Here is a 23,015-nt window from a genome sequence, read left to right on the forward strand (position 1 = left end):
CTGACGGCGCACAGCTTAGACTGCTCCCATGCCTATCGTTCCTGATGAAAAGAACTGGACCTGGGTCCTGTCCCGGCCCTGCCCGGAATGCAATTTCCACGCCTCCACGGCCACCCCCGCCACGGTCCCCGGAAGCATCGAAAGCATGATCCCCCGGTGGCTGGCGGTCCTCCGCCGGCCGGACGCGGCAGAGCGCCCCGACGGGCAGACGTGGTCGGCGCTGGAGTACGCATGCCACGTGCGGGACGTCTTCGCCCTTTTCAACCAGCGCCTGAACCTGATGCTCACGGAGGATGACACCCGCTTCGCCGACTGGGACCAGGACCGTACAGCCATCGAGAAGGACTACGCCAACGCCGACCCGTCGGATGTGGGTCCGGAACTGGCGGCGGAAGGGCACGAGGCCGCCGAGTCCTTCGCCCGTGTCCCCGAAGACGACTGGGGACGCAAGGGGCTGCGCAGCAACGGCTCGGAGTTCACCGTCCTGACGCTCTCCCAATACTTCCTGCACGACGTAGTCCATCACCTCCACGACGTCGACGGCTGACGGCGGGGTTCCTGCTGCGGCGCCCTGGTTGGCGGCGGCGCACGGTAGCGGGGGCTCAGCGCGAGGGCGCCAGGGATCCCCGGGGCTGTCCGGAGGAGGCCGTGAGGTCCAGCCTGGCGTCACCGGCATGGATATCGGCGGGGTTGTGCGTGACCAGCACCACGGTGCGGTCCCCCAGCCCGGCACGCAGGTCCGCCAGCATGGCAGCCGCTGACTCCGCATCCAGGTGGGCGGTGGGTTCATCCAGCAGGATCACTTCGGCTCCGGTCAGCAGGGTCCGCGCCACAGCCAGGCGCTGGCGCTCGCCGCCGCTCAGGAAGGCACCACCGGGACCGATCCGGGTGTCCAGCCCCGCCGGCAGCCGGCCCACCAGTCCTGAAAGTCCGACGGCGGCGAGGACGGCTTCCAGCTCGCCGTCACCTGCCGTGGATGCGACGTTCCCTGACGGCCGTCCCAGCAGCAGGTTTCCCCGGATGGTGGAATCGAACAGGTGGGCCTCCTGCGGGCACCACGCTGCACGGCCCGTAACCATGGCCTGCCCCGCGGCCGGCGGCAGGAAGCCGAGCAGCACCGAGAGCAGCGTGGATTTTCCCGAACCGGACGGTCCCGTGACGGCCAGCCAGCGCCCGGGGCCGGCCACCGCATCCACGCCGGAGAAGACCGGAGAGCCGCCCGGCCATGCCGCGGCCAGGTCCACCAGTTCAACGCCTGGTGCGTCCCCGGCACTGGGGGGAACGTGCTGCAGGCCGCCAGGGCTTTCGCCTCCCTGAAGGGCGCCGGACTCCCCCACCCGGCGCATGACCGAGCGCAGCGCGGGAAACTGGCGCACCGCCGTCGTCATCGCTGCGTAGGGTTCCACCAGCGCGAGCAGCAGGAGGACCACCACGGCCGCCGTCGCGGGGGCCACCTGGGCCGTGAGGACCCCGGGGCCCGCCAACCAGGCGGCCGCCAGCGCGGCCGTGCCGCAGGCCGCGGTGGCGACGGCATGCCCCAGCCCGTCCGCCCAGGCCGAGCGCTGCGACGCACGGGTGGCGTCCCGGTCCTCCGCCAGCAGCGCGTCAAGCACGCGGGGCGCAACGCCGTTGGCGTGCAGTTCGGCCCGGGCATCGAGGGCAGCGGTGACGCGGCGCAGGACGCCGGAACGCAGGGACTGCTCGGCGGCGGCGGATTTGCGGTCGCCCCACAGGGCGGCGGCGGGCGCCACGAGCAGGCCGCTGATGGCTGCTGCCGCCACGGCTGGAAGGGCGTCAGGCACCAGGATGCCGGTGGCAGCTATGGCCAGGACAGATACCGCGAACGCCGTGACAGGGGGCAGGACCACGCGGGGCAGGAGGTCCCGGACGGTGTCGACGTCGTCGATCACCGTCCCCAGCACGTTTCCGCCCTGCAGGAGCCGGCGCAGCGACAGTGCCCTGCGGCTCAGGGATTCCCAGAGGCGGCCGCGGAGCCGGGTGAGTGCGGCGAACACGGCATCGTGCAGCAGCAGCCGCTCCCAGTAGCGGAACACAGCCCGGCCAATGCCGAAGAACCGGACACCGACAATGGCGGTCAGGAGATACAGGATGGGCGGCTGTTCACTGGCCCGGATGATGAGCCAGCCCGACAGGCCGGAAAGCGCCACGGCGAAGACGGCCGCCAGGGTGCCGACGAAGGCCGCAGCCGCGAACTTTCCCCGGACCGGCGCAAGGAGTGCGGCCAGGAGGCGGCCAGAACCGGGGACGGCCTGCGCAGGACCGCCGGCGGAGGAATTCCCTGTGGTCTGGCTGTCCGTGGAAGCGCTGGCGGCGCCCGCGTCCCCCGCACTGCTTCCTGCGGGGTCCGCCGAGCCGGCGGGCAGGGAGGCGGGCAGGGAGGTGGGCAGGAACGCCACGCCTCCGCCCGCCTGACGGGCTGTAGCCGTGGCCCGCGCCACCGGCACCAGCACGTCCGCAAGCTGCCGGGTGCGCTCGTTGTGGGCCACCAGGATCACGGTGACCTGGCCGCGGAGCAGGCGGATGGCGTCCTCGACGACGACGGCAGAAGCGTCATCGAGGTGTGCGGTGGGTTCGTCGAGCAGCAGGAGGGTAGCCCCGGCGTCGATCCTGGCAAGGCCACGGGCCAGTGCCACACGGCGGAGCTCGCCCGGGCTCAGCTCCGCCTGGTGCTTTGCTGCCAGGTGCCCGGCTCCGGCGCGTTCAAGGCATTGCCGGGCCGCGTCTTCGGCGGTGAACCGGTCCGGGGCGTGGCCCGGGTCCGGTGAGAGGTACAGCAGCACTTCGTCCAGGACGGTTCGGGCCACCATGACGGGGTGCTGCGGCACCCAGGCCACGGCACGGCGGTCCAGCCCGGTGATGGAGCCGGCGATGCTTGTTCCGTCTCCATGGCCAATGGTTCCGGCCAAGACGCCCAGGACAGTGCTCTTGCCCGCACCGCTGGGGCCCTCCAGTGCCGTAATCCTGTCCAGCGGTGCGGTGAAGGTGAGGGGTCCGACGGCGGTTCCGGACCTGCCGGCGTAGGTCACCGTGAGTCCGGTGACCTCCAGCGGGGCGCCCGGCCTGCCGGCCTTGGCCGCGGGCAGCGGTGTTGGCTCCGGCGCCCGGGTCACCGCGGTTGTTTCCGCGAGCGCCACCCTGCCGTCGTCGCTGGCGTGGTGGGCGGTGCCGAGTTCCCGCAGCGGGAGGTAGCAGTCCGGGGCGAGGAGGAGGGCCAGCAGGCCCGCCTCCAGCGGCATGTCGCCGTGGACCAGCCGGACGCCGATGAAGACGGCCACCACCGCCACGGAGATGGTGGCGATGAGTTCCAGGGCCAGCGCGGACAGGAACGCAGTGCGCAGGGTGCCCATGGTGCGCGAACGGTATTCCTCCGAGATGTCTTCGAGGGCCTTGCGCTGGGCGGTGGCACGGCCCAGCCCCACCAGGACCGGCAGGCCCTTGGCGAGCTCCAGCATGTGCGCTGACAGCCGCGCCAGCGAGGCCTGGGCCTCCCGCACGTTGTCCTCGGTGTACCGGCCGATCAGCACCATGAACACCGGGATCAGGGGCACCGTCAGCACGATGACCAGCGCGCTGACCCAGTCCGCGAAGAGGATCCGGGCCCCCAGCAGCAGCGGAACGGCCGCGCAGTTGACCAGCGCGGGAAGGAACTGGGTGTAGTAGCTGTCCAGTGCGTCCAGGCCACGGGTGGCAAGGACCGCCAGGCCGCCGTCGCCGGGCCCGGCTCCGCGCACGCCGGTACGCAGCGCCCGCTCCAGCAGCTCAGCGCGCAGTTCTTCCTTCACGCCCAGTGCGGCGCGGCGGGCAGCGACGGCCTGGCCCCACACGGTCAGGGACCGGAGGACGACGCCGAGGAGTCCGGCGGTCAGTTGGCTCCCCCAGGCCGGGTTCCCGGCAACCAGTCCGGCCAGGACGGAGGCCACCGCCTGGCCGATCAGGACCAGGGACAGGGCCTTGAGCGCTGCCAGCAGTCCCAGCCAGTAGATGGCTGAGCGGGTGGAGGGACCGGCGGGAAAAGTTGGGCGCACGTCAGCCCTTGGTGGTAAAGGCCTTGGCAGCCACCGCCGGGAGGAAGCTGTGGGCTTCCGGGATGTGCGCCGCGCTGACGCGGCGGCGGAACACCCAGTAGGTCCAGGCCTGGTAGGCAATCACCAGGGGAAGGCCAAAGGCCGCCACGATGCTCATCAGTCCCAGGGTGTAGTCGGAGGACGAGGCGTTGGAGATGGTGAGGTCAAAGGCGCTGTCCAGCGTGGAAGGCAGCACTACGGGGAACACGGCTCCGAAGATGGCGGTCGTGCCCAGCACCAGGAAGGCTCCCAGGGCCAGGAAGGCCCTGCCCTCAGAACCCTTCCGGGCCAGCAGCCAGGCAGTAAGGGCGGCACCGACTGCCAGGACAACGGCCGCCCAGGTCCAGGGCTTGCCGTCCATGAACTGGATGGCGAGGGCCCATGCTGCGATGGGAAGGAGCAGGACCGGCAGGAGCCGCACGAACCATTGCCGGGCCCGGTGCCGGACCTCGCCGTCGGTCTTGAGTGCCAGGAAGGCAAGGGCGTGCAGGAGCGAGAATCCCACCACTGCCACGCCGCCAAGGAGGGCGTAGCCACTGAACCAGGCCATGGGGCCGCCCTCGCGGTCGCCGTTGGCGTTCAGCGGCAGGCCGGTGGTGGTGAGGGCCAGGGCGGCACCCACGCCGAAGGCTGCGAAGAAGGAGCCCAGCGCGATGGCCCAGTCCCACCGGTTCCGCCAGCTGTCGGTGTCCACCTTGCCGCGGTATTCAAACGCCACGGCACGGAAGATCAGGGCCAGCAGGACCACCAGCAGCGGCAGGTAGAGCGCGGAGAACAAGGACGCGTACCAGAGCGGGAAGGCGGCGAAGGTGGCGCCGCCGGCGGTCAGCAGCCACACCTCATTGCCGTCCCAGACGGGTCCGATCGTGTTCAGCAGCACGCGGCGTTCGGTGTTGTCGCGGGCGAAGAGCTTCATCAGCATCCCCACGCCCAGGTCGAAGCCCTCCAGGAAGAGGTAGCCGGTCCACAGCACCGCGATGGCGATGAACCAAATGGTGGGAAGCAGTTCCATTGTGTGTTTCCTCTGCTCGGTCTGCGGGTGCGGTTAGTAGGCGAAGGCCAGGACGTCGTCGGCCGGTTTGGTGTCCCCGCTGCCGCCGGGTGTTTCATCCTCGTTCTCGTCCGCCGGCGCGTGGCCCAGTTCCGGCATCGCGGACACCACGCCGCCGCGGATGTACGTGACCAGCAGCTTCACCTCCACCACCAGCAGGACGGCGTAGACGGCGGTCAGGGCCACCAGCGAGGCAATCAGCTCGCCGGCGGAGACGCCCGGTGAGACGGCGGCCGCGGTGAACATGAATACCTGGTCGATGCCGCTGGGATCGGGGTTGGGCGCCACCACGAACGGCTGCCGGCCCATCTCGGTGAAGATCCAGCCGGCGGCGTTGGCGCCGAAGGGGGCCAGGATGCCGAAGACGGCCAGGCGCATGAGCCACCGGGATTCCGGGACCGTGCCCTTGCGGGTAAGCCAGAGTGCCACCAATGCCGCCAGCGCGGCGAGGCCGCCGAAGCCGATCATCATCCGGAAGCCCCAGTAGGTGACTTCCATGACGGGCACGTACTGGATTTCCTGGCCGGCCCGGTCACCGTAGATCGGGTTGTCCGGCAGGTGGGTTCCGTAGTTGGCCTTGTATTCGGGCAGCAGGCTGTTGACGCCCTGGACCTCGGTGGTGAAGTCGCCCTTTGCCAGGAAGGACAGGATGCCCGGAACTTCGATCACGGCCACCACGTCGTCGCAGTTCTTGGATCCCACGTTGCCGATGCTCAGGACGGAGAAGCCCGTGCCGTCGTGGCAGGCAGCCTCCGCCGCGGCCATCTTCATGGGCTGCTGCTGGAACATGAGCTTGCCCTGCAGGTCACCGGTGACGGCGGTGCCGGCGAACGAGATCATGGCCACCACGGCGCCGATGCGCAGGGACCGGATCCACACCTTGTGGTCGGCAAGGTCCCGGCCCGGGATCCGGGCGTCTTCACCCGGGATGACCCGGCCGTCGGCACCCACGGTGTCAACGCCGTCGTGCCGCCTCCGCCACAGGTGGTACCAGGCGATGCCCAGGAGGAAGCCGCCTGCCACGGCGAGGGCGCCGAAGAGGGTGTGCGGGACGGCAACGAGGGCGGTGTTGTTGGTGAAGACGGCCCAGGCGTCGGTCATGACGGGCCGGCCGTTGATCATTTCCACGCCCACCGGGTGCTGCATCCAGCTGTTGGCGACGATGATGAAGTAAGCGGAAAGCGCTGATCCAATGACGGCCACCCACAGGCAGGCAAGGTGGATGGCGGGCTTGAGCTGCTTCCAGCCGAAGATCCACAGGCCCAGGAAAGTGGACTCGACAAAGAAGGCGAGGAGGGCCTCGAGGGCCAGCGGTGCGCCGAAGACGTCACCCACGAAGCGGCTGTACTCGCTCCAGGCCATGCCGAACTGGAACTCCTGCACGATGCCCGTGGCGACGCCCATGATGAAGTTGATGAGGAAGAGCTTCCCCCAGAACTTGGTCATGCGCAGGTACTCGGGCTTGCCGGTGCGGTACCAGGCCGTCTGGATAACGGCCACCACCAGGCCCAGGCCGATGGTCAGCGGCACCATCATGAAGTGGTAGACCGTGGTGATACCGAATTGCCAGCGTGCGATTTCCAAGGCGTCCATGGCAGTCCCTACTGTTAGCCAATGCAGTTTTCTACGCTCCGTAGAACTGTAACTTCTACAAAGTGTAGAACATGGTCGGCGGCGGATGAAAACCAATTACCCTCCCCTAGGATCGCCCACGGGGGCGCGGCGCGCCAGATGTTCTACCCGATGTAGAAGGTTCGGCGGTTTCGGGGTAAATTTAGTGGTGTAGTTGAACAACCGCGTGACGTCACCGGGCGCCCAGGCGCATGGTGCGGGGAAATAAAGGAAAAGTGAAATGGCTAGTCTTGGTGAACTGGAACGGGCAGTGATGGACCTGCTCTGGGCGGGCCACGAAGCGGCTACGGCCAACACCCTGAGGGACCAGTTGGCGCGCACGTCGACTGCACAGGGCGGGCCGGGCCACGAAGGCAAGGAACTGGCCGTCACGACAGTACTTACCGTACTTTCCCGCCTGGAGAAGAAGGGGCTGGTGGAACGCGAACGCGGAACCCGCCCGCACCGTTACCAGGCGGTGTCCAGCCGCGCAGACCACACCGCTGAACTGATGCATGAGGTCCTGGGTTCAGCCCCGGACCGTGAGGCCGTCCTGGCCCGCTTCATCGGGTCAGTCTCCGAAGGTGAAGCCGAGACGCTGCGCAAACTGCTGGGCCACCTCTAGCACACCATGTTCTGGGCCTCATACCTGCTGGCGGTCCTTGCGATTATCCTGGCCTGGCCGGTGCCGATCCTCCTGTCGCGGGCACAATGGCCGGCCAGGTCGCCATTCACGGCGATGCTCTTATGGCAGGCGATCGCCTTGGCAGGTGGCCTCTCCATGATCGGCGCCATGCTGGTCTACGGCCTGGAACCTGTTGGTGACAACCTCATCGCGGGGCTGCGCGCCCTTGCCGGCATGGTGCTTTTCAACGCCCCCACCACGGCACTGGGGTTCTGGCATATTTTTGCCCTGTCTGCCGCCGCCCTGCTCACGGCCCACCTGGTGTTCACGCTGCTGCTGACGTACTACAAAATCCAGCGGCAGCGTCGCCGGCACCGCGAACTGCTCGCCCTCCTGGCCTCCCCATCCGGCCAGGACGCCGGAACCCTCGTCATCAGCCACGACTCCCCTGTCGCCTACTGCCTTCCGGGCGGCGCCCGGTCGGTGACCGTCCTGTCGGACGGCCTCATGGCGGCCCTTGAACCAGCCGAACTGCGTGCCGTCCTGATCCACGAGAACGCCCACCTGAGCCAGCGGCACCACCTGCTGCTCTGGGCCTTCGCAGCCTGGCGGCAGGCCCTCCCCTGGCTTCCCACCACCCGGCTTGCGCAGGAATCGGTGAACTCGCTCATCGAAATGCTGGCCGACGACGTCGCCCTCCGGACCGAGAGCAAAGCAACCCTCATCAAGGCCATCGCCATCGTGGCCAGCGGCTCCGCAGCCAGCGCGGGCACCGGCGACATCCGGCCCTCCACCCCCGCCCTGGCCCTGTCCGGGCTCGAGGCAGCAGCGGGCGGCCCGGGATCGGATGCCGTGAGGACCGCGGCCTCGAGGGTCAGCCGCCTCCTGACGCCGCAGCCCCAGCTTCCTGCCGCCGTCCGCAGTGCGGTCATGGCCGGCTGCGTCCTGCTGCTTGCCCTGCCCACGGCATTGCTCGTGGTTCCCGGACTGCTCGGCTGACGCCGGCGGCAATCGGGCTGCTGGGCTGGCGCCGGCGGCAATCAGGCGTCGATGCGCTCCCGGTCCAGGCTGGACGCGCCGGCGATGATGAAGTCCTTGCGCGGGGACACATCCGAGCCCATCAGCAGGTCGAAAATCTCTTCTGCCTGCTGCGCGTTTTCGATTCCCACCTTGCGCAGGGTCCGGTGCCGCGGGTCCATGGTGGTCTCGGCCAGCTGCTCGGCGTCCATTTCCCCCAGCCCCTTGTACCGCTGGATGGGCTCCTTGTACCGCTTGCCCTCCTTGGCCAATCGGGCCAGCAGCACGTGGAGTTCGGCCTCCGAGTAGGTATAGATCATCTCGTTGGCCTTCTGGCCGGCATTGATGACCTCCACGCGGTGCAGCGGCGGCACCGCGGCAAATACCCTGCCTTCGAGGATCATGGGCCGCATGTAGCGGAAGAAAAGGGTCAGCAGCAGCGTGCGGATGTGGGCGCCGTCCACGTCGGCGTCGGTCATGAGGATCACCTTCCCGTAGCGGGCGGCGCTGATGTCGAAGCTGCGGCCGGAACCCGCGCCGACCACCTGGATCAGGGCTGCACACTCGGCGTTGGAGAGCATGTCCCCCACCGAGGCCTTCTGGACGTTGAGGATCTTGCCGCGGATGGGCAGCAGCGCCTGGAAGTCCGAGGAGCGGGCCAGCTTGGCCGTGCCCAGCGCGGAATCACCTTCCACGATGAACAGTTCGGAGCGTTCGACGTCGTCCGTCCGGCAGTCGGCCAGCTTGGTGGGCATCGAGGAGGTTTCCAGCGCGTTCTTGCGCCGCTGGGTTTCCTTGTGCACGCGGGCCGAGATGCGCGACTTCATCTCGTTGACGATCTTTTCCAGCAGCAGCGCCGACTGGGCCTTGTCGTTCCGGTTGCTGGCGGACAGCTTGGCGGAAATTTCGCGCTCCACCACCTTGGCCACGATGGCGCGGACCGCGCTGGTGCCCAGGATTTCCTTGGTCTGGCCTTCGAACTGCGGTTCAGCGAGCCGGACCGTCAGCACTGCGGTCAGGCCGGCGAAGATGTCGTCCTTTTCGATCTTGTCGTTGCCGGCCTTGAGCTTGCGGGCGTTGGTCTCGACGGCTTTGCGGAAAGTCTTGATCAGGGCCTGTTCGAACCCCGACTGGTGCGTACCGCCCTTCGGGGTGGCGATGATGTTGACGAAGCTCCGTACGGTGCTGTCGTAGCCGATCCCCCAGCGGAGCGCCACGTCCACCTCGCAGTCACGCTCTACTTCGGCCAGCTGGCTGTGCCCCCGTTCGTCGAGGACCGGGACCGTCTCCTTGAACTTCCCTGACCCGTGCAGCCGCCAGACGTCGGTGACGGCCGGGTCCGCTGCAAGGAACTCGACGAATTCTGAAATGCCGCCGTCGTGGTGGAAGACCTCCTCGTGGGGGCCGGCTTCACCCGGCGTCCCGGGGACCCTGCGCTCGTCCCGCACCGTGAGCTTGAGTCCGGGCACCAGGAAGGAAGTCTGGCGGGCACGGGCCGCGAGGTCCTCGTAGGAGAATTTTGCGTCTGGGGTGAAGATCTGCCGGTCCGCCCAGTAACGGATCCTCGTCCCGGTGACGCCGCGCTTGGCTTTGCCCACCACGTCCAGTACGGAGTCGTTGACGAAGGGCGTGAACGGTGCTGCCGGATCCAGGCGGGAACCGGTGTCTTTGAAGCGGCCGGGTTCACCGCGGCGGAAGGACATCTTGTAGGTCTTGCCGCCCCGGTCCACCTCCACGTCCAGCCGCGAGGACAGGGCGTTGACCACGGAAGCGCCCACGCCGTGCAGGCCGCCCGAGGCTGTGTAGGAGCCGCCGCCGAACTTGCCGCCGGCGTGGAGCTTGGTGAAGACAACTTCGACGCCGGTGAGCCCCGTCTTGGGTTCCTTGTCGACGGGAATTCCGCGGCCGTCGTCGTGGATCTCCACGGAGTTGTCGGCGTGCAGGATGATCTTGATGTCATGGCCGAACCCGGCCAGGGCCTCGTCCACGGAGTTGTCGATGATTTCCCAGAGGCAGTGCATGAGGCCGCGCGAGTCGGTCGAGCCGATGTACATGCCCGGGCGTTTGCGGACGGCTTCGAGGCCCTCCAGGACGGAGAGGTGCCGGGCGGTGTACTCAGAGCTGGGTGCCACTGGTGATGAACTCCTTCAGGGACGACGGCGCGGCGCTGGGACCGCACCTTCTAGGGTAGTCGGCGGCAGCGGTCCCGGCCGCCTGCCACACCCGCGGACCGGTGTGCGGCGCGCCACGAACCCGGGTGACGGGCGGAACTGTGGAGTTCTTGACCGAACCTTGCGGATACGCGCACAGCGAACTTGCCCCATCCTTGCGATGGTTTGGATACGAATGCTGGTTATATAGATGTACTGATCTACTAAGGAGGCCGATATGACAACAGCAGTGGCAGACCGCACGCTGAATGCACTGGACCGGTGCGACCGTTGCGGAGCTCAGGCATATGTCCGGGTTGTACTCGAGTCCTCCGGCGGTGAACTGCTGTTCTGCGGCCACCACGCCCGTGCAGTCGAGTCGACGCTCAAGCCGTTGAGCTCCGACTGGCACGACGAGACGGGAAAGCTTCACGAGAAAGCTGCCGTTGAAATCGACTAGATGAGGCATCGGTAACAACGAATCCTGCGGGGCTCTTCCACACGGAAGGGTCCCGCAGGCGTTTAAGGACCCGCATCAGGGCTGATCCTGCCCCGCCCCCGCGGACTGCGGAAACCTTCCCGGGGGGAACTTGAAGACAATGGACCCGACAAGACAATGGACCCGACGACAACAGGGGCCGTCCCGAACCCACCCTTTTCGGTGGATCCGGGACGACCCCTGTTCAACCCTGCAGACGACTTAGTCCAGGTAGTCCCGCAGCACCTGCGACCTGGAGGGGTGGCGGAGCTTGGACATGGTCTTCGATTCGATCTGGCGGATCCGCTCGCGGGTGACGCCGTAGACCTTTCCGATTTCGTCTAAAGTCTTCGGCTGGCCGTCCGTGAGGCCAAACCGCATGGCAACCACGCCGGCTTCGCGCTCGGAGAGGGTATCCAGCACCGAGTGCAGCTGCTCCTGGAGGAGGGTGAAGCTCACGGCATCAGCCGGGACAACGGCCTCAGAGTCCTCGATCAGGTCGCCGAACTCGGAATCGCCGTCCTCGCCGAGGGGGGTGTGCAGCGAAATGGGTTCGCGGCCGTACTTCTGGACCTCGACAACCTTCTCAGGGGTCATGTCCAGTTCCAGTGCCAGTTCCTCGGGCGTGGGCTCGCGGCCCAGGTCCTGCAGCATCTGGCGCTGGACGCGTGCCAGCTTGTTGATGACCTCAACCATGTGCACCGGGATACGGATGGTGCGGGCCTGGTCGGCCATGGCGCGGGTGATGGCCTGGCGGATCCACCAGGTGGCGTAGGTGGAGAACTTGAAGCCCTTGGTGTAGTCGAACTTCTCAACGGCGCGGATGAGGCCCAGGTTGCCTTCCTGGATCAGGTCCAGGAACAGCATGCCGCGGCCGGTGTAGCGCTTGGCCAGCGAGACCACAAGGCGAAGGTTGGCCTCCAGCAGGTGGTTCTTGGCGCGCTTGCCGTCGTGGATGATGAATTCGAGTTCACGCTTGTACTTCGGATCCATGGACCCGTCGTCAGCGGCGATCTTCTCCTCGGCAAACAGCCCGGCTTCGATGCGCAGCGCAAGGTCCACTTCCTGCTCAGCGTTGAGCAGTGCCACCTTGCCGATCTGCTTCAGGTAGTCCTTGACGGGGTCGGCCGTGGCACCTGCAGACATGACCTGCTGCACGGGGGCGTCGTCGTCGTCTGCATCGGAGTAGACGAAGCCCTTGCCGCTGCCGGCGGCACCCTTGACGGGTTCAGCGTCGGCATCCTCAACTGCTTCCGCGCCTTCGAGGACGATGTCGTTGTCGTCGATGTCTTCCTCGACTTCTTCGACCTCGTCCGGGTCAACGTCACCGGACTTTCCTGCGGCCGCTGCTGCAGCCTTGGCGCCGGGCTTGGGCCCACGCTTTTTGGGCTCGCGCTTGCCGTCCGCTGCAGCCTCCCCGGCCGAAGCCTTGTTGGCTGCCCGCGTGGCTGCCCGCTTGGCATTGGTCGCGGCCTGCTTCTCCTCAGGGGACAAGACATCCTGGGCGGCGGAATCCTTCTTCGTGGAAGACGGGGTCACAGAAAACCTTTCTAGCGGTGGTCTGTGGAATCACCATACGGGCAACACCACTATGACCCTGTCAAGTCCGTGATGAAAACCGAGCGCCACCACGGCCGGCAGAGTCACTTAAGACAACTCCCGGAGTGGCTGTAATGTTCCCTTGCGGGACGCTGACAAGCACTCGGTACACGGACCCAACCGGGTCTCGGCATCCATTGTCTCATGATTTGCCGGAATCCGGCCTCTCCCGCCGCCATCCGCTCACAAACCTTCCTTCCCTGTTGCCTTCTCCCCCGCGCTTTCCTCCCCGAACTTCTGCCATGCCGCGTCCTTCCGGGCCGCCCAGCCACAGAGTGTTCCCCTGCCCACGAGGTCCAGCAGCAGTTCCGCGAGCCGGTAGCCCGGCTCAAGTTCAAGAGCCTGGTCCAGGTAAGCGGCAGAGTAGGATCCGCGGCCCCGGCACCACGCAACCCAGCCCTGAAGCGTCAGCGCCGCGGCCGCTGCGCCACCGCCCAGCACAGCCAATTGGCCAAGAACCCGGTCCAGCGCGTCCAGGCCCTCCCAGTCGGGAACGTCCGGCGCCAGCCCCATGAGGACCTCGCCGTAGCCCGCAGGCACAGAGCCGGAAGCGGCCGCGGTTCCCCGCAGCAGGCGCAACTCCCGTGGACGGGCCGCAGCCTGCCCCGCCGCACCGGACCTTCTGCTTCCCCTCCGCGGTTGGCGGCCCGCGAAGTCCGCCGGAGGCAACAGCGGCAGCGGCACCACGGAGACCCCGCTGGAGTCCCCACCCCCGTCGTGAAGGACGCCGAACTGCTCGGCTCCGGCCTCCGCAGCGTTCCGGCCTGCCGCTGCCATCACCAGTACCGCGTCGCGCCAGGTGGGACAGAGCAGCGTGGCACGGAGGAAGGCGTCGCGCTCAACATCCGCCATCCATGGCCGTGCCGGCGTCCTGTCCAACAGCATCTCCCAGAAGTCGAGCACGGCATCGAACTGTGCCCTGGATCCGGACCGTCCGGCAAGCTCTTCCTCCCAGCCTTTCTGCGCCTCCAGGACGGCGGCCAGGTGCATGGCGGGGACGGCTGTTGCCGGACCGCGGCCTGTCTTGGGAGCCGGGCCAACGCTGCTGCCCCTGTACACCATCTCCGTATTCAACATGCTGTCCGTGATCTGCTGCACGGGCCTACCTGGAAGCGGGCAACAGGAAGGATCAGCGCAGAATGCGTCGCGCCAGTATTCGCCGCCCACAAACCAGGCATCGCGGACCGGCATCCCGCCCTGGGCCAGGGCGGACTGCACCGCCGAAATCAAACGGTCGTAGTCGGACGGCGGAAGCATGCCGGCGTCGCTGGTGAACACTGCCAGCAACGCGCCGTCTGCCTCCTGGTCAGACTCAAGGTAGCGGCGGACGGCACGGGCGAACCCTGCCGGGTCTGCCTGTATGTCCGGTCCCGGGAGGTCGAGCCGCAACGTGGCCCCGAGCCTGGTGCCGTGCAGCGTCATGGCCACCAGGCTGGATTCAGGCCAGTAACCCAGGGAGTGGGGGATGAAGCCAAGGATGTCTTCCGGCCCGCGGACTGTTAATCGTTCTGAAGCTGTCATTGCTCCAGCATTCGCCCGGACCCAACCCCGCAGAAGGGCGTCCTTGGCCTAAGTGGAAAAGTCCGCCAACCGGCAGCCAAACCCGCGCCACACGGGCCTGTGCAGGAGTAGTCAGTCGTCGGTGGGCGTCGTCTGGCGACGGCGGGCCAGGCTTTCCCGGCGCTGCCGGGCCAGGGCGCTGCGCAGTGGCGGCACCACGATCCCCTGGTCGGCCATCTGCCGGCGCACCTTTCGCCGGGAGGCCAGGATCGCGGCGGCGCCGAAGGCCAGGAGCAGGAACTGGACGCTCAGGGCCAGCCGGAAGGGATCCAGCCCGTACAGCACCCCCTGCGAGAAACCGGAAGCGTAGAGGACGTCCAGCACCAGGCCGATCAGGAAGATGGACACGAGGGCGGCAATGAAGCCGCCAACATTGACGATCCCGGTGGCGGTGCCGATCCGGTGCGCAGGGTTGAAGGTGCGGGCGAAGTCGAAACCGATCATCGAGCCTGGGCCGCCGATTGCGAGCACCACCACCAGGCCGGCCAGCAGCCACAGCGGAGCCCGGCCGGGCAACAGCAGCACCGCCGCCCAGGCCGCGGCGGTGCCGGCGGCGATCAGCAGCACCATGGTGGAACGGCGCAGCGGGTGCCGTGAAACGAAGCGCCCAATGAAGGGGCCAACCGCCATCGCGGCGGCGACGTACAGCGCCATCAGGGCGGCGACGGTTCCGGCATCCAGGCCCTGGCCGGAAATCAGGAATGGATAGCCCCAGGTCATGGCAAATACGGTGCCGGAGAACTGGATGGTGAAGTGGCTCCACATTCCCAGCCGGGTGCCGGGCTGGCGCCATGCCCGGGCCAGCGACGCCCCGGTGGCCCGGAGCCCCTGCCGTGCATGCGGCCGTTCGGTGCCCGGCGGAGCGTCCTGCAACAGCAAGACGACGAGTACGACGGCGAGCGCGGACATCCCTGCCAGCATCAGGAAGGCGGGGGTCCATCCCGCGAGGTGGAGGACCAGCGCGAAGGGCAGGACACTGAACAGCTGCCCCAACTGGCCGGACATGCCCGTTAACTGGGTGACCAGGGGTACCCGGGCGGGAGCGAACCACAGCGGAATGAGCCGGATCACCGAGATGAAGGTCATGGCATCGCCCGCGCCCACCAGGACGCGGCCCAGGACTCCCCCGGGAATGCTTTCTGCAAAGGCCAGCTGCAGCTGCCCGAGTCCCATCAGGACGGCGCCGCCGGCAATCATGGCCCGCGATCCGAACCTGTCCACCAGCACGCCCACGGGAATTTGGAGGCCGGCGTAGACCAGCAGCTGCAGGACTGTGAAGAAGGAGATGGCGGACGCGCTGGCGTGGAACCGCTCTGTCGCCTCAAGTCCCACCACACCGAACGAGGTGCGCTGCGCCACGGCCACCAGGTACCCGAAAATTCCAATGGTCCAGATAAGCCAGGCGCGGGGTGCAGTCACCACTTCATTATGCCCGGCGGGACGCCGGTTTCCCGGAAGTTGTGACCAGCGCTACTGCCCCGGGTTCTCCCGCGCAAGGTAGGCCTCCACGGCGGCGCCGAGGTCGTCGGCGTCGGGAAGCTCATCGTTCTCGTTGGCCAGGAGCGACCGGCGCACGATGCCGTCCGACTTTTCGTCGTACCGGGTTTCGAGGCGGGACACCACCTGCTGGACTTCTTCGGACGCCTCGATCTGCTCGGCAATCTGGCGGCTGACCTCACGGCCCGATTCGCGGAGCCGGTCGGTGGGCAGCATGAGGGACGTGGCGGCGCCCAGGTATTCCAGGCCGGCGACGGCGGCGGTCGGGTATTCAGCCTCAGCCAGGTAGTGCGGGACATGGATGACGTACCCGGCAACGTTGCGTCCGGCCTCCACGAGGCGCAGCTCCAGGATGTGGCCCACGGCGGCAGGAACTTCGACGGTGGGCTTCCATACCGAAATGCCCTCGATCAGTTCAGGCCGGTTGCCGTGCACGGTCACGCCCACAGGCCGGGTGTGCGGCACCGGCATGGGAATCGAGTGGATCCAGGTGACCAGGTTGACGTCCAGTTTCTCCACGATGTTCACCACGGCGCGGGCGAACCGTTCCCATTGCAGGTCAGGTTCGAAGCCGGCCAGGAGGAGGAACGGCTTACCCAGCCCGTCCACCAGCCGGTACAGGGCCAGCCGGGGCTCCTGGTAGTCCTGGATGTGGTCTTCGACAAAGCTCAGGTGCGGCCGCCGGGACCGGTAGTCGATCAGCTGGTCGGCATCGAAGACTGCCACCGGCTGGGCATCAAGGGAGTCCAGCAGCTCGGAGTTAATCTGCTTCACCACGTGGCCTGCGTCGGCAAACCCGGTGAAACCCATGACCATGTTCAGCCCCTGGAGTTCGGGGCTGTGGAACAGCTCGATGTTGCTGGCATAGAGCGCGTCGGGGTCCAGCAGGGAGCCGGAAATCCGTTCAAGCACGGCATGTTCCTTTCAGGGGTGCGGGTGGACATCATTCATAACGCTGCAAGGGCACGCGGCATTCCACCGGCCGGTGTGGCGCACCTCTCAGGAAATTCTCCTGCGGCACCGGGGAAGGACTACGATCGGAACTGGCCTGCCAGGCGGGCTTGCACCCACCCGGTGACCGTCCAGAACGGGCGGATCCGGACCAGCATGGCAGAGCGCCCAACATGCATCCCTGCCCGAACGTTTCGAGAATTGAGGACTCATCCCTGTGGTCAAGAATACTGAAGTCAACCTTAGTACCGTCTCTCGGGACCTGAAGAAGAGCCCCAGCGACGCCGTGGTCATCGGGGTGGGGCAGGGAACCGATGGCCCCGTCCTGTTGGACAACCCGCTGACGGCGAAGTCCGCCGAGGCACTCGCAGACTCCCTCAGCGCACTGGGGGTAACCGGCGCTGCCGACCAACTGGTCCGCCTGCCGGGCCTGCCGGAAACCGGCGCCGGCATCCTGGTCCTCGCCGGCGTCGGCAAGGTTCCTGCCACGGGGGCGCTTACGGGTGAGGCACTCCGCAGGGCTGCAGGATCGGCCGTCCGGCAGCTGGCCGGCCTGGCCACGGTCACCCTGGCGTTTCCGACGGCGACGGTGCAGGACGTCACGGCCGTCGCCGAAGGCGCCGCGCTGGGTGCGTATTCCTTCACCGAGTTCCGATCCTCCGCGGACGGACTCAAGGATCCTGTCCGCAATGCCGTGATCTTCACCGGCCTGGCCGGCAGCGCGGACCTGGACGCGGGCCTGAAGCGTGCCGGGCTGGTGGCCAGGGCCGTGAACCACACCCGTTCCCTCGTCAACACGCCGCCCAGCCACCTGTACCCAGAATCCTTTGCGGAGGCAGCCAAGGACCTGGCCAAAGGCCTGCCCGTCAAGGTAACCGTCTGGGACGAGAAGCGCCTTGAAAAGGAAGGCTATGGCGGCATCATGGGCGTGGGCAAGGGCTCCACGCGCCAGCCGCGCCTGGTCAAGGTCGAGTACTCCCCCGCCAAGGCCACCGCCAAGATCGCCCTCGTCGGCAAGGGCATCACCTTCGACACCGGCGGCATCTCCATCAAGCCGGCCCTGAACATGGGCGACATGAAGAGCGACATGGCGGGCGCCGCCGTCGTCCTTAACACTGTCCTGGCCCTCGCCGGACTGGGCCTGCCGGTCAAGGCCACCGCGTGGCTCTGCATCGCGGAGAACATGCCCGGCGGTGGCGCCTCACGCCCTGCTGACGTCCTGACCATGTTCGGCGGCAAGACCGTGGAAGTCCTTAATACCGACGCCGAAGGCCGGCTGGTCATGGCCGACGGCATCGTCGCTGCCAGCCGCGAATACCCGGACGCCATCATCGACGTCGCCACCCTCACCGGTGCGCAACTGATCGCGCTGGGCAACCGCACCGCAGGAATCATGGGATCGGACAGTGTCACAGGTGCGCTCAAGGCAGCGGCTGACCGTGCCGGTGAACTGGTCTGGCCCATGCCCCTGCCCGAGGAACTGCGCCCCACCCTCGATTCACAGGTGGCGGACCTGGCCAACATCGGCGAACGGCACGGCGGCATGATGACCGCCGCCGTGTTCCTGCGCGAGTTCGTGGGTAAGGACAAGGCAGGCGAACAGATCCCCTGGGCGCACATCGACATCGCAGGACCGTCCTTTAATAACGGCAGCCCTTACGGCTACACCCACAAGCAGGGCACCGGATGCACCGTGCGTACCCTGGTTGCCTACGTGGAGGACATCCTGGCCGCTGCCTAGGAACGGCTGCAGCCCCGGTACCACGCGGCTCTGGGCACAGGTGATCCCTGTGCCACAGAGCCGCGTGACACTGGACACAAGCGCTCCACAAACGCAACGCCAAGGTGGAGCATGGATAGGTGGTTCGCTAAGGTGAACCACGGTAGTCACAAATGCAAGAGGGTTGCCCTGCTGACATAATCACGGCAGTGCAAGTTCCAAGACCAGATGATGCGCGCTGATCGCGTCATCGTTCACGCGAGGGAGCGTTTTAGTGGCCGATCAGGCAACTGCGCAAGAATTCGACATCCTGGTACTCGGTGGCGGCAGCGGCGGATACGCTGCAGCGCTGCGGGCGGTACAACTCGGCCTCACCGTCGGCCTCGTGGAGAAGGGCAAGCTGGGCGGCACCTGCCTCCACAACGGCTGCATCCCCACCAAGGCCCTGCTGCACTCCGCAGAGCTGGCCGACCACGCCCGTGATTCCGCCAAGTACGGCGTGAATGTCACCCTCGACGGCATCGACATCAATGCCGTCAACGCGTACAAGGACGGCATCATCGCCGGCAAGTACAAGGGCCTGCAGGGTCTCATCAAGTCCAAGGGCATCACCGTCATCGAGGGTGAAGGCAAGCTGCAGGGCACCGACACCGTCGTAGTGAACGGCACGGCGTACAAGGGCAAGAACATCGTCCTGGCCACCGGTTCCTACTCGCGCACCCTTCCGGGCCTCGAAATCGGCGGCAAGGTCATCACCTCCGACCAGGCGCTGACCATGGACTACATCCCCAAGAGCGCCATCATCCTGGGCGGCGGCGTCATCGGCGTCGAATTCGCCTCGGTCTGGAAGTCATTCGGCGTGGACGTCACCATCGTCGAAGGCCTGCCCTCCCTCGTTCCCAACGAGGACGCCACCATCGTCAAGAACTTCGAGCGTGCCTTCAAGAAGCGCGGCATCAAGTTCTCCACCGGCATCTTCTTCCAGGGCGTGGAGCAGAATAACGACGGCGTCAAGGTCACCCTGGTGGACGGCAAGACGTTCGAAGCGGACCTGCTGCTGGTCGCCGTCGGCCGCGGCCCCGTCACGGCCAACCTGGGCTACGAGGAAGCCGGCGTCACCATCGACCGCGGCTTCGTCATCACCAACGAGCGCCTCCACACCGGCGTCGGCAACATCTACGCCGTCGGCGACATCGTCCCCGGCGTACAGCTGGCCCACCGCGGCTACCAGCAGGGCATCTTCGTGGCCGAGGAAATCGCCGGCCTGAAGCCTGTGGTGGTCGAGGACATCAACATCCCGAAGGTCACCTACTCCGAACCCGAAATCGCTACCGTCGGCTACACCGAGAAGGCTGCCAAGGAAAAGTTCGGCGACGACCAGGTCCAGACCCAGGAATACAACCTGGCCGGCAACGGCAAGAGCTCCATCCTGGGCACCTCCGGCCTGGTCAAGCTGGTCCGCCAGAAGGACGGCCCCGTGGTGGGCGTCCACATGATCGGTGCCCGCATGGGCGAGCAGGTGGGCGAGGCCCAGCTGATCGTGAACTGGGAAGCCTACCCGGAAGACGTGGCGCAGTTGCTGCACGCCCACCCCACCCAGAACGAAGCCCTCGGCGAAGCGCACCTGGCGCTGGCCGGCAAGCCGCTGCACGGCTAGTTCCCCCCAGCATTACCAGGCCCGGTGCACCCGGCCGTACAGACCGGGTGCACTAGGCTTCCAACAAGGCAGCAATCATTCGCACTAAAGATCAATAAGGAGAACGGGGACGACATGTCTGAATCCGTTAACTTGCCCGCCCTCGGTGAGAGTGTCACCGAAGGAACCGTCACCCGCTGGCTCAAGCAGGTAGGTGACCGGGTAGAGGTGGACGAGCCGCTGCTCGAAGTCTCCACCGACAAAGTAGACACTGAAATCCCCTCTCCTGTAGCTGGCGTGATTGAAGAAATCCTGGTCGCTGAAGATGAGACCGCCGAGGTAGGCGCACCGCTGGTGCGCATCGGCGACGGCTCCGGCGGCGGCTCCGCGCCGGCCGAAGAAGCTCCCGCTGCCGCTCCCGCCGAAGAGGCACCTGCGGCTGCTCCCGCTCAGGAAGCCCCCGCTGAAGCGGCGCCTTCACAGGAAGCCCCGGCCCAGGAAGCCCCGGCTGCCGGCGGCGAGAGCCACGAAGTAACCCTCCCCGCACTGGGCGAGAGCGTCACTGAAGGCACCGTCACCCGCTGGCTCAAGGCCGTGGGCGACGCCGTCGAGGTCGACGAACCCCTGCTCGAGGTTTCCACCGACAAGGTGGACACCGAGATCCCGTCCCCCGTTGCCGGCACCCTGCAGGAAATCCGCGTCAACGAGGACGAGACCGCCGAGGTTGGTTCCGTGCTCGCCGTCATCGGCTCCGGCGCCCCCGCTGCCGCGGCTCCGCAGGCTGCGCCCGCAGCTCCCCAGCAGGAAGCCCCCAAGCCCGCACCGGCAGAGTCCGCTCCCGCGCAGACCGCGCCCGCCCAGGCCGTTCCCGCCCAGCAGGCTCCTGAGCAGGCTGCACCGGCCGCGTCGCAGGCTGCCCAGGCTCCTGCTCCGGCAGCCCAGGAAGCCGCACCGGCCGCAGGTTCGGAATCCGGCTACGTCACTCCCCTGGTCCGCAAGCTGGCCAACCAGCATGGCGTGGACATTTCCTCTCTGTCCGGCACCGGTGTTGGCGGCCGCATCCGCAAGCAGGATGTGATAGCCGCCGCTGAAGCCAAGGCCGCTCCCGCCGCGGCTCCGGCCGCAGCCCCCGCCGCTTCGGCCCCCGCCGCGTCGGGTGCAGCCGCCTCCTCGCTGCGCGGAACCACCCAGAAGGCTCCCCGCATCCGCCAGGTCATCGCCCGCCGCATGCGCGAGTCCCTCGAGGTCTCCACCCAGCTCACGCAGGTGCACGAAGTGGACATGACCAAGGTGGCCAAGCTCCGCCTCAAGGCCAAGAACTCGTTCCAGGCCCAGAACGGCACCAAGCTGACCTTCCTGCCCTTCATCGCCAAGGCAGTAGCCGAAGCCCTCAAGCAGCACCCCAAGCTCAACGCTGCGTACGACGAGGACAAGCAGGAAATCACCTACCACAACGCCGAGCACCTGGCGATCGCCGTCGACACCGACAAGGGCCTGCTGGTTCCGGTCATCGCCGACGCCGGCAACCTGAACCTCGCCGGCCTGGCCGGCAAGATCGCCGATGTTGCCTCCCGTACCCGCGACGGCAAGATCGGTCCGGACGAACTGTCCGGCGGCACGTTCAGCATCACCAACATCGGTTCGGTGGGCGCCCTGTTCGATACCCCGATCATCAACCAGCCGCAGGTGGGCATCCTCGGTACCGGTGCCATCGTCAAGCGCCCCGTTGTGGTTGCTGACGAAAACGGTGACGACTCGATCGCCATCCGCTCCATGATGTACCTGTCCCTGACGTACGACCACCGCCTGGTGGACGGTGCTGACGCAGGCCGGTTCCTCCAGACCCTGAAGGCACGCCTCGAAGAAGGCGCGTTCGAAGCGGACCTGGGGCTGTAACAGCCAGCCACGAACGACGGCGGCGGGCGCCAACGGTGGGATGACCACCGGCGGCGCGCGCCGCCGTCGCGGTTTAACGGGCAGCCGGCAGGGATGCCCAGCGTGGCTTTGCTACGGGCCGTAGAACAGACTGGCTAAGCTGGAGCCATGACTATCCTCTTTAACATCCTGGTATTCCTGCACGTGGTGGGCGCGGCCATGATTGTGGGCTACTGGATCGCCACGATGCGGACCCCCACCGTACATCCGCGCCAGCGTGATGGCGCCTTCCTGCAGCTCCTCACCGGCATTGCCATGATGGGCATCCTTCCGTTCCTGCCCGATTCGGATCCCAACTACGCCAAACTGGGCATCAAGTTCGTCATCGCCATCGTGGTGGCCGTCCTGGCCGTGATCGGAACGCGCAAGGTCAAGAACGGCCAGCCCGTCTCCACCGGCCTCGCCCACAGCGTCGGTGGCCTGGCCCTGGTCAACATCGCCATCGCCACCCTCTGGCAGTAACTTCCCAGGCCGGACAGCCGGTCATAATGCTCTGAGAGCGGATTATCCGTGCAAGTCATGGGCCGGATCCCTAGGATGGGGAGCGGTGGGCCCGGCCATGCTGCCGGACCCGGACCGAATCGACGTTGAGGAGAGACATGGCTACAACACGCAACGCCCACACCGTATGGACCGGAAGCCTGACCGAAGGCTCGGGCAACACCACCCTGGACAGCTCCGGCCTGGGCACCTTCGATGTCACCTGGAAGGCGCGCACCGAGGCTGCCGGCGGAAAGACCAGCCCGGAAGAGCTGATCGCCGCCGCGCACTCGGCCTGCTTCTCCATGGCTTTCAGCCACGAACTCAGCCAGGCGGGCTTCACGCCGGAAGAGGTCAACACCAAATCGGAGGTTGGCTTCCAGCCCGGAACCGGGATCACCGGCAGCCACCTCACCCTGAACGCCCGGATCCCCGGCATCTCGCAGGAAGACTTCCAGCGCATTGCCGAGGCCGCGAAGAAGGGTTGCCCCGTGTCCCAGGCCCTGGCCGGCATCGAGATCACCCTCGACGCCACGCTGCAGTCCTAGGCCACACCGCCGCGCCAAACGCCAAAGGCCCTGCCTTTCCGGAATCCCGGAAAGGCAGGGCCTTTGTTGTTC

At 67.0% G+C, this 23,015-nt stretch carries 17 protein-coding genes; 9 read left to right on the forward strand and 8 right to left on the reverse strand.

The window, feature by feature from the left end; genetic code table 11:
- Positions 1–28: 28 nt before the first annotated feature.
- Positions 29–547, forward strand: coding sequence for a DinB family protein (locus ACR65J_RS15330; RefSeq protein WP_440170558.1), 519 nt, complete (start codon positions 29–31; stop codon positions 545–547).
- A 55-nt stretch (positions 548–602) separates the two neighbouring features.
- On the opposite strand, the gene cydD is transcribed toward ACR65J_RS15330, so the two are convergent.
- From cydD to ACR65J_RS15345, 3 genes are read right to left on the reverse strand one after another with little or no spacing between them, the layout of a single operon-like run.
- Positions 603–4,046, reverse strand: a complete 3,444-nt coding sequence (gene cydD, locus ACR65J_RS15335; protein WP_440170560.1) for a thiol reductant ABC exporter subunit CydD — start codon at positions 4,044–4,046, stop codon at positions 603–605.
- A gap of 1 nt (position 4,047) precedes the next feature.
- On the reverse strand, positions 4,048–5,097 hold the full coding sequence (gene cydB, locus ACR65J_RS15340) for a cytochrome d ubiquinol oxidase subunit II (RefSeq protein WP_440170563.1): 1,050 nt from the start codon (positions 5,095–5,097) through the stop codon (positions 4,048–4,050).
- Between the two features lie 33 nt (positions 5,098–5,130).
- Positions 5,131–6,729, reverse strand: a complete 1,599-nt coding sequence (locus tag ACR65J_RS15345) for a cytochrome ubiquinol oxidase subunit I (RefSeq protein ID WP_440170566.1) — start codon at positions 6,727–6,729, stop codon at positions 5,131–5,133.
- Positions 6,730–6,988: 259 nt separating this feature from the next.
- Between ACR65J_RS15345 and ACR65J_RS15350 the strand changes: the two genes are divergently transcribed.
- Both ACR65J_RS15350 and ACR65J_RS15355 read left to right on the forward strand, forming a co-directional pair.
- Positions 6,989–7,372, forward strand: coding sequence for a BlaI/MecI/CopY family transcriptional regulator (locus tag ACR65J_RS15350; RefSeq protein WP_440170568.1), 384 nt, complete (start codon positions 6,989–6,991; stop codon positions 7,370–7,372).
- A gap of 6 nt (positions 7,373–7,378) precedes the next feature.
- Positions 7,379–8,371: a M56 family metallopeptidase gene (locus ACR65J_RS15355; protein WP_440170570.1), complete on the forward strand. Its 993-nt coding sequence runs from the start codon at positions 7,379–7,381 to the stop codon at positions 8,369–8,371.
- A gap of 41 nt (positions 8,372–8,412) precedes the next feature.
- Here the strand turns inward: ACR65J_RS15355 and ACR65J_RS15360 are convergent, their stop codons facing one another.
- Positions 8,413–10,521, reverse strand: coding sequence for a DNA gyrase/topoisomerase IV subunit B (locus tag ACR65J_RS15360; RefSeq protein ID WP_440170572.1), 2,109 nt, complete (start codon positions 10,519–10,521; stop codon positions 8,413–8,415).
- Positions 10,522–10,777: 256 nt separating this feature from the next.
- On the opposite strand from ACR65J_RS15360, the gene ACR65J_RS15365 reads away from it, so the two are divergent.
- Positions 10,778–10,999, forward strand: coding sequence for a DUF7455 domain-containing protein (locus tag ACR65J_RS15365; RefSeq protein ID WP_306633037.1), 222 nt, complete (start codon positions 10,778–10,780; stop codon positions 10,997–10,999).
- Positions 11,000–11,239: 240 nt separating this feature from the next.
- On the opposite strand, the gene ACR65J_RS15370 is transcribed toward ACR65J_RS15365, so the two are convergent.
- From ACR65J_RS15370 to ACR65J_RS15385, 4 genes are all read right to left on the reverse strand, one after another.
- Positions 11,240–12,556 carry an RNA polymerase sigma factor gene (locus tag ACR65J_RS15370; protein WP_440170576.1) on the reverse strand — a complete coding sequence of 439 codons (1,317 nt, stop codon included), beginning with the start codon at positions 12,554–12,556 and terminating at the stop codon, positions 11,240–11,242.
- A gap of 243 nt (positions 12,557–12,799) precedes the next feature.
- Complete coding sequence (locus ACR65J_RS15375) at positions 12,800–14,137, reverse strand: DUF4192 domain-containing protein (RefSeq protein WP_440170579.1); 1,338 nt, start codon at positions 14,135–14,137, stop codon at positions 12,800–12,802.
- 111 nt (positions 14,138–14,248) lie between these two features.
- A complete protein-coding gene (locus ACR65J_RS15380; RefSeq protein WP_440170582.1) occupies positions 14,249–15,595 on the reverse strand; it encodes an MFS transporter in 1,347 nt (448 codons plus the stop codon).
- Positions 15,596–15,646: 51 nt separating this feature from the next.
- Complete coding sequence (locus tag ACR65J_RS15385; RefSeq protein WP_440170584.1) at positions 15,647–16,585, reverse strand: proteasome assembly chaperone family protein; 939 nt, start codon at positions 16,583–16,585, stop codon at positions 15,647–15,649.
- Between the two features lie 256 nt (positions 16,586–16,841).
- Between ACR65J_RS15385 and ACR65J_RS15390 the strand changes: the two genes are divergently transcribed.
- From ACR65J_RS15390 to ACR65J_RS15410, 5 genes are all read left to right on the forward strand, one after another.
- Positions 16,842–18,365, forward strand: a complete 1,524-nt coding sequence (locus tag ACR65J_RS15390; protein WP_440170586.1) for a leucyl aminopeptidase — start codon at positions 16,842–16,844, stop codon at positions 18,363–18,365.
- A gap of 253 nt (positions 18,366–18,618) precedes the next feature.
- Positions 18,619–20,001, forward strand: a complete 1,383-nt coding sequence (lpdA, locus tag ACR65J_RS15395; RefSeq protein WP_440170589.1) for a dihydrolipoyl dehydrogenase — start codon at positions 18,619–18,621, stop codon at positions 19,999–20,001.
- 114 nt (positions 20,002–20,115) lie between these two features.
- A complete protein-coding gene (gene sucB / locus ACR65J_RS15400) occupies positions 20,116–21,876 on the forward strand; it encodes a 2-oxoglutarate dehydrogenase, E2 component, dihydrolipoamide succinyltransferase (protein WP_440170592.1) in 1,761 nt (586 codons plus the stop codon).
- A gap of 147 nt (positions 21,877–22,023) precedes the next feature.
- On the forward strand, positions 22,024–22,377 hold the full coding sequence (locus tag ACR65J_RS15405; RefSeq protein WP_440170594.1) for a hypothetical protein: 354 nt from the start codon (positions 22,024–22,026) through the stop codon (positions 22,375–22,377).
- A 137-nt stretch (positions 22,378–22,514) separates the two neighbouring features.
- Entirely contained in the window at positions 22,515–22,943 is a 429-nt protein-coding gene (locus ACR65J_RS15410) for an OsmC family protein (protein ID WP_440170596.1), read from the forward strand.
- The last annotated feature ends 72 nt before the right edge of the window (positions 22,944–23,015 follow it).

It is taken from the genome of Arthrobacter sp. SAFR-044 (assembly GCF_059414985.1).

Excerpts from the sequence above, each read along its gene's own strand:
- ACR65J_RS15330 (WP_440170558.1), top strand. The coding sequence starts at position 29 with ATGCCTATCGTTCCTGATGAAAAGAACTGGACCTGGGTCCTGTCCCGG.
- cydB (WP_440170563.1), bottom strand. The coding sequence starts at position 5,097 with ATGGAACTGCTTCCCACCATTTGGTTCATCGCCATCGCGGTGCTGTGG.
- ACR65J_RS15345 (WP_440170566.1), bottom strand. The coding sequence starts at position 6,729 with ATGGACGCCTTGGAAATCGCACGCTGGCAATTCGGTATCACCACGGTC.
- ACR65J_RS15350 (WP_440170568.1), top strand. The coding sequence starts at position 6,989 with ATGGCTAGTCTTGGTGAACTGGAACGGGCAGTGATGGACCTGCTCTGG.
- ACR65J_RS15355 (WP_440170570.1), top strand. The coding sequence starts at position 7,379 with ATGTTCTGGGCCTCATACCTGCTGGCGGTCCTTGCGATTATCCTGGCC.
- ACR65J_RS15365 (WP_306633037.1), top strand. The coding sequence starts at position 10,778 with ATGACAACAGCAGTGGCAGACCGCACGCTGAATGCACTGGACCGGTGC.
- ACR65J_RS15375 (WP_440170579.1), bottom strand. The coding sequence starts at position 14,137 with ATGACAGCTTCAGAACGATTAACAGTCCGCGGGCCGGAAGACATCCTT.
- sucB (WP_440170592.1), top strand. The coding sequence starts at position 20,116 with ATGTCTGAATCCGTTAACTTGCCCGCCCTCGGTGAGAGTGTCACCGAA.
- ACR65J_RS15405 (WP_440170594.1), top strand. The coding sequence starts at position 22,024 with ATGACTATCCTCTTTAACATCCTGGTATTCCTGCACGTGGTGGGCGCG.
- ACR65J_RS15410 (WP_440170596.1), top strand. The coding sequence starts at position 22,515 with ATGGCTACAACACGCAACGCCCACACCGTATGGACCGGAAGCCTGACC.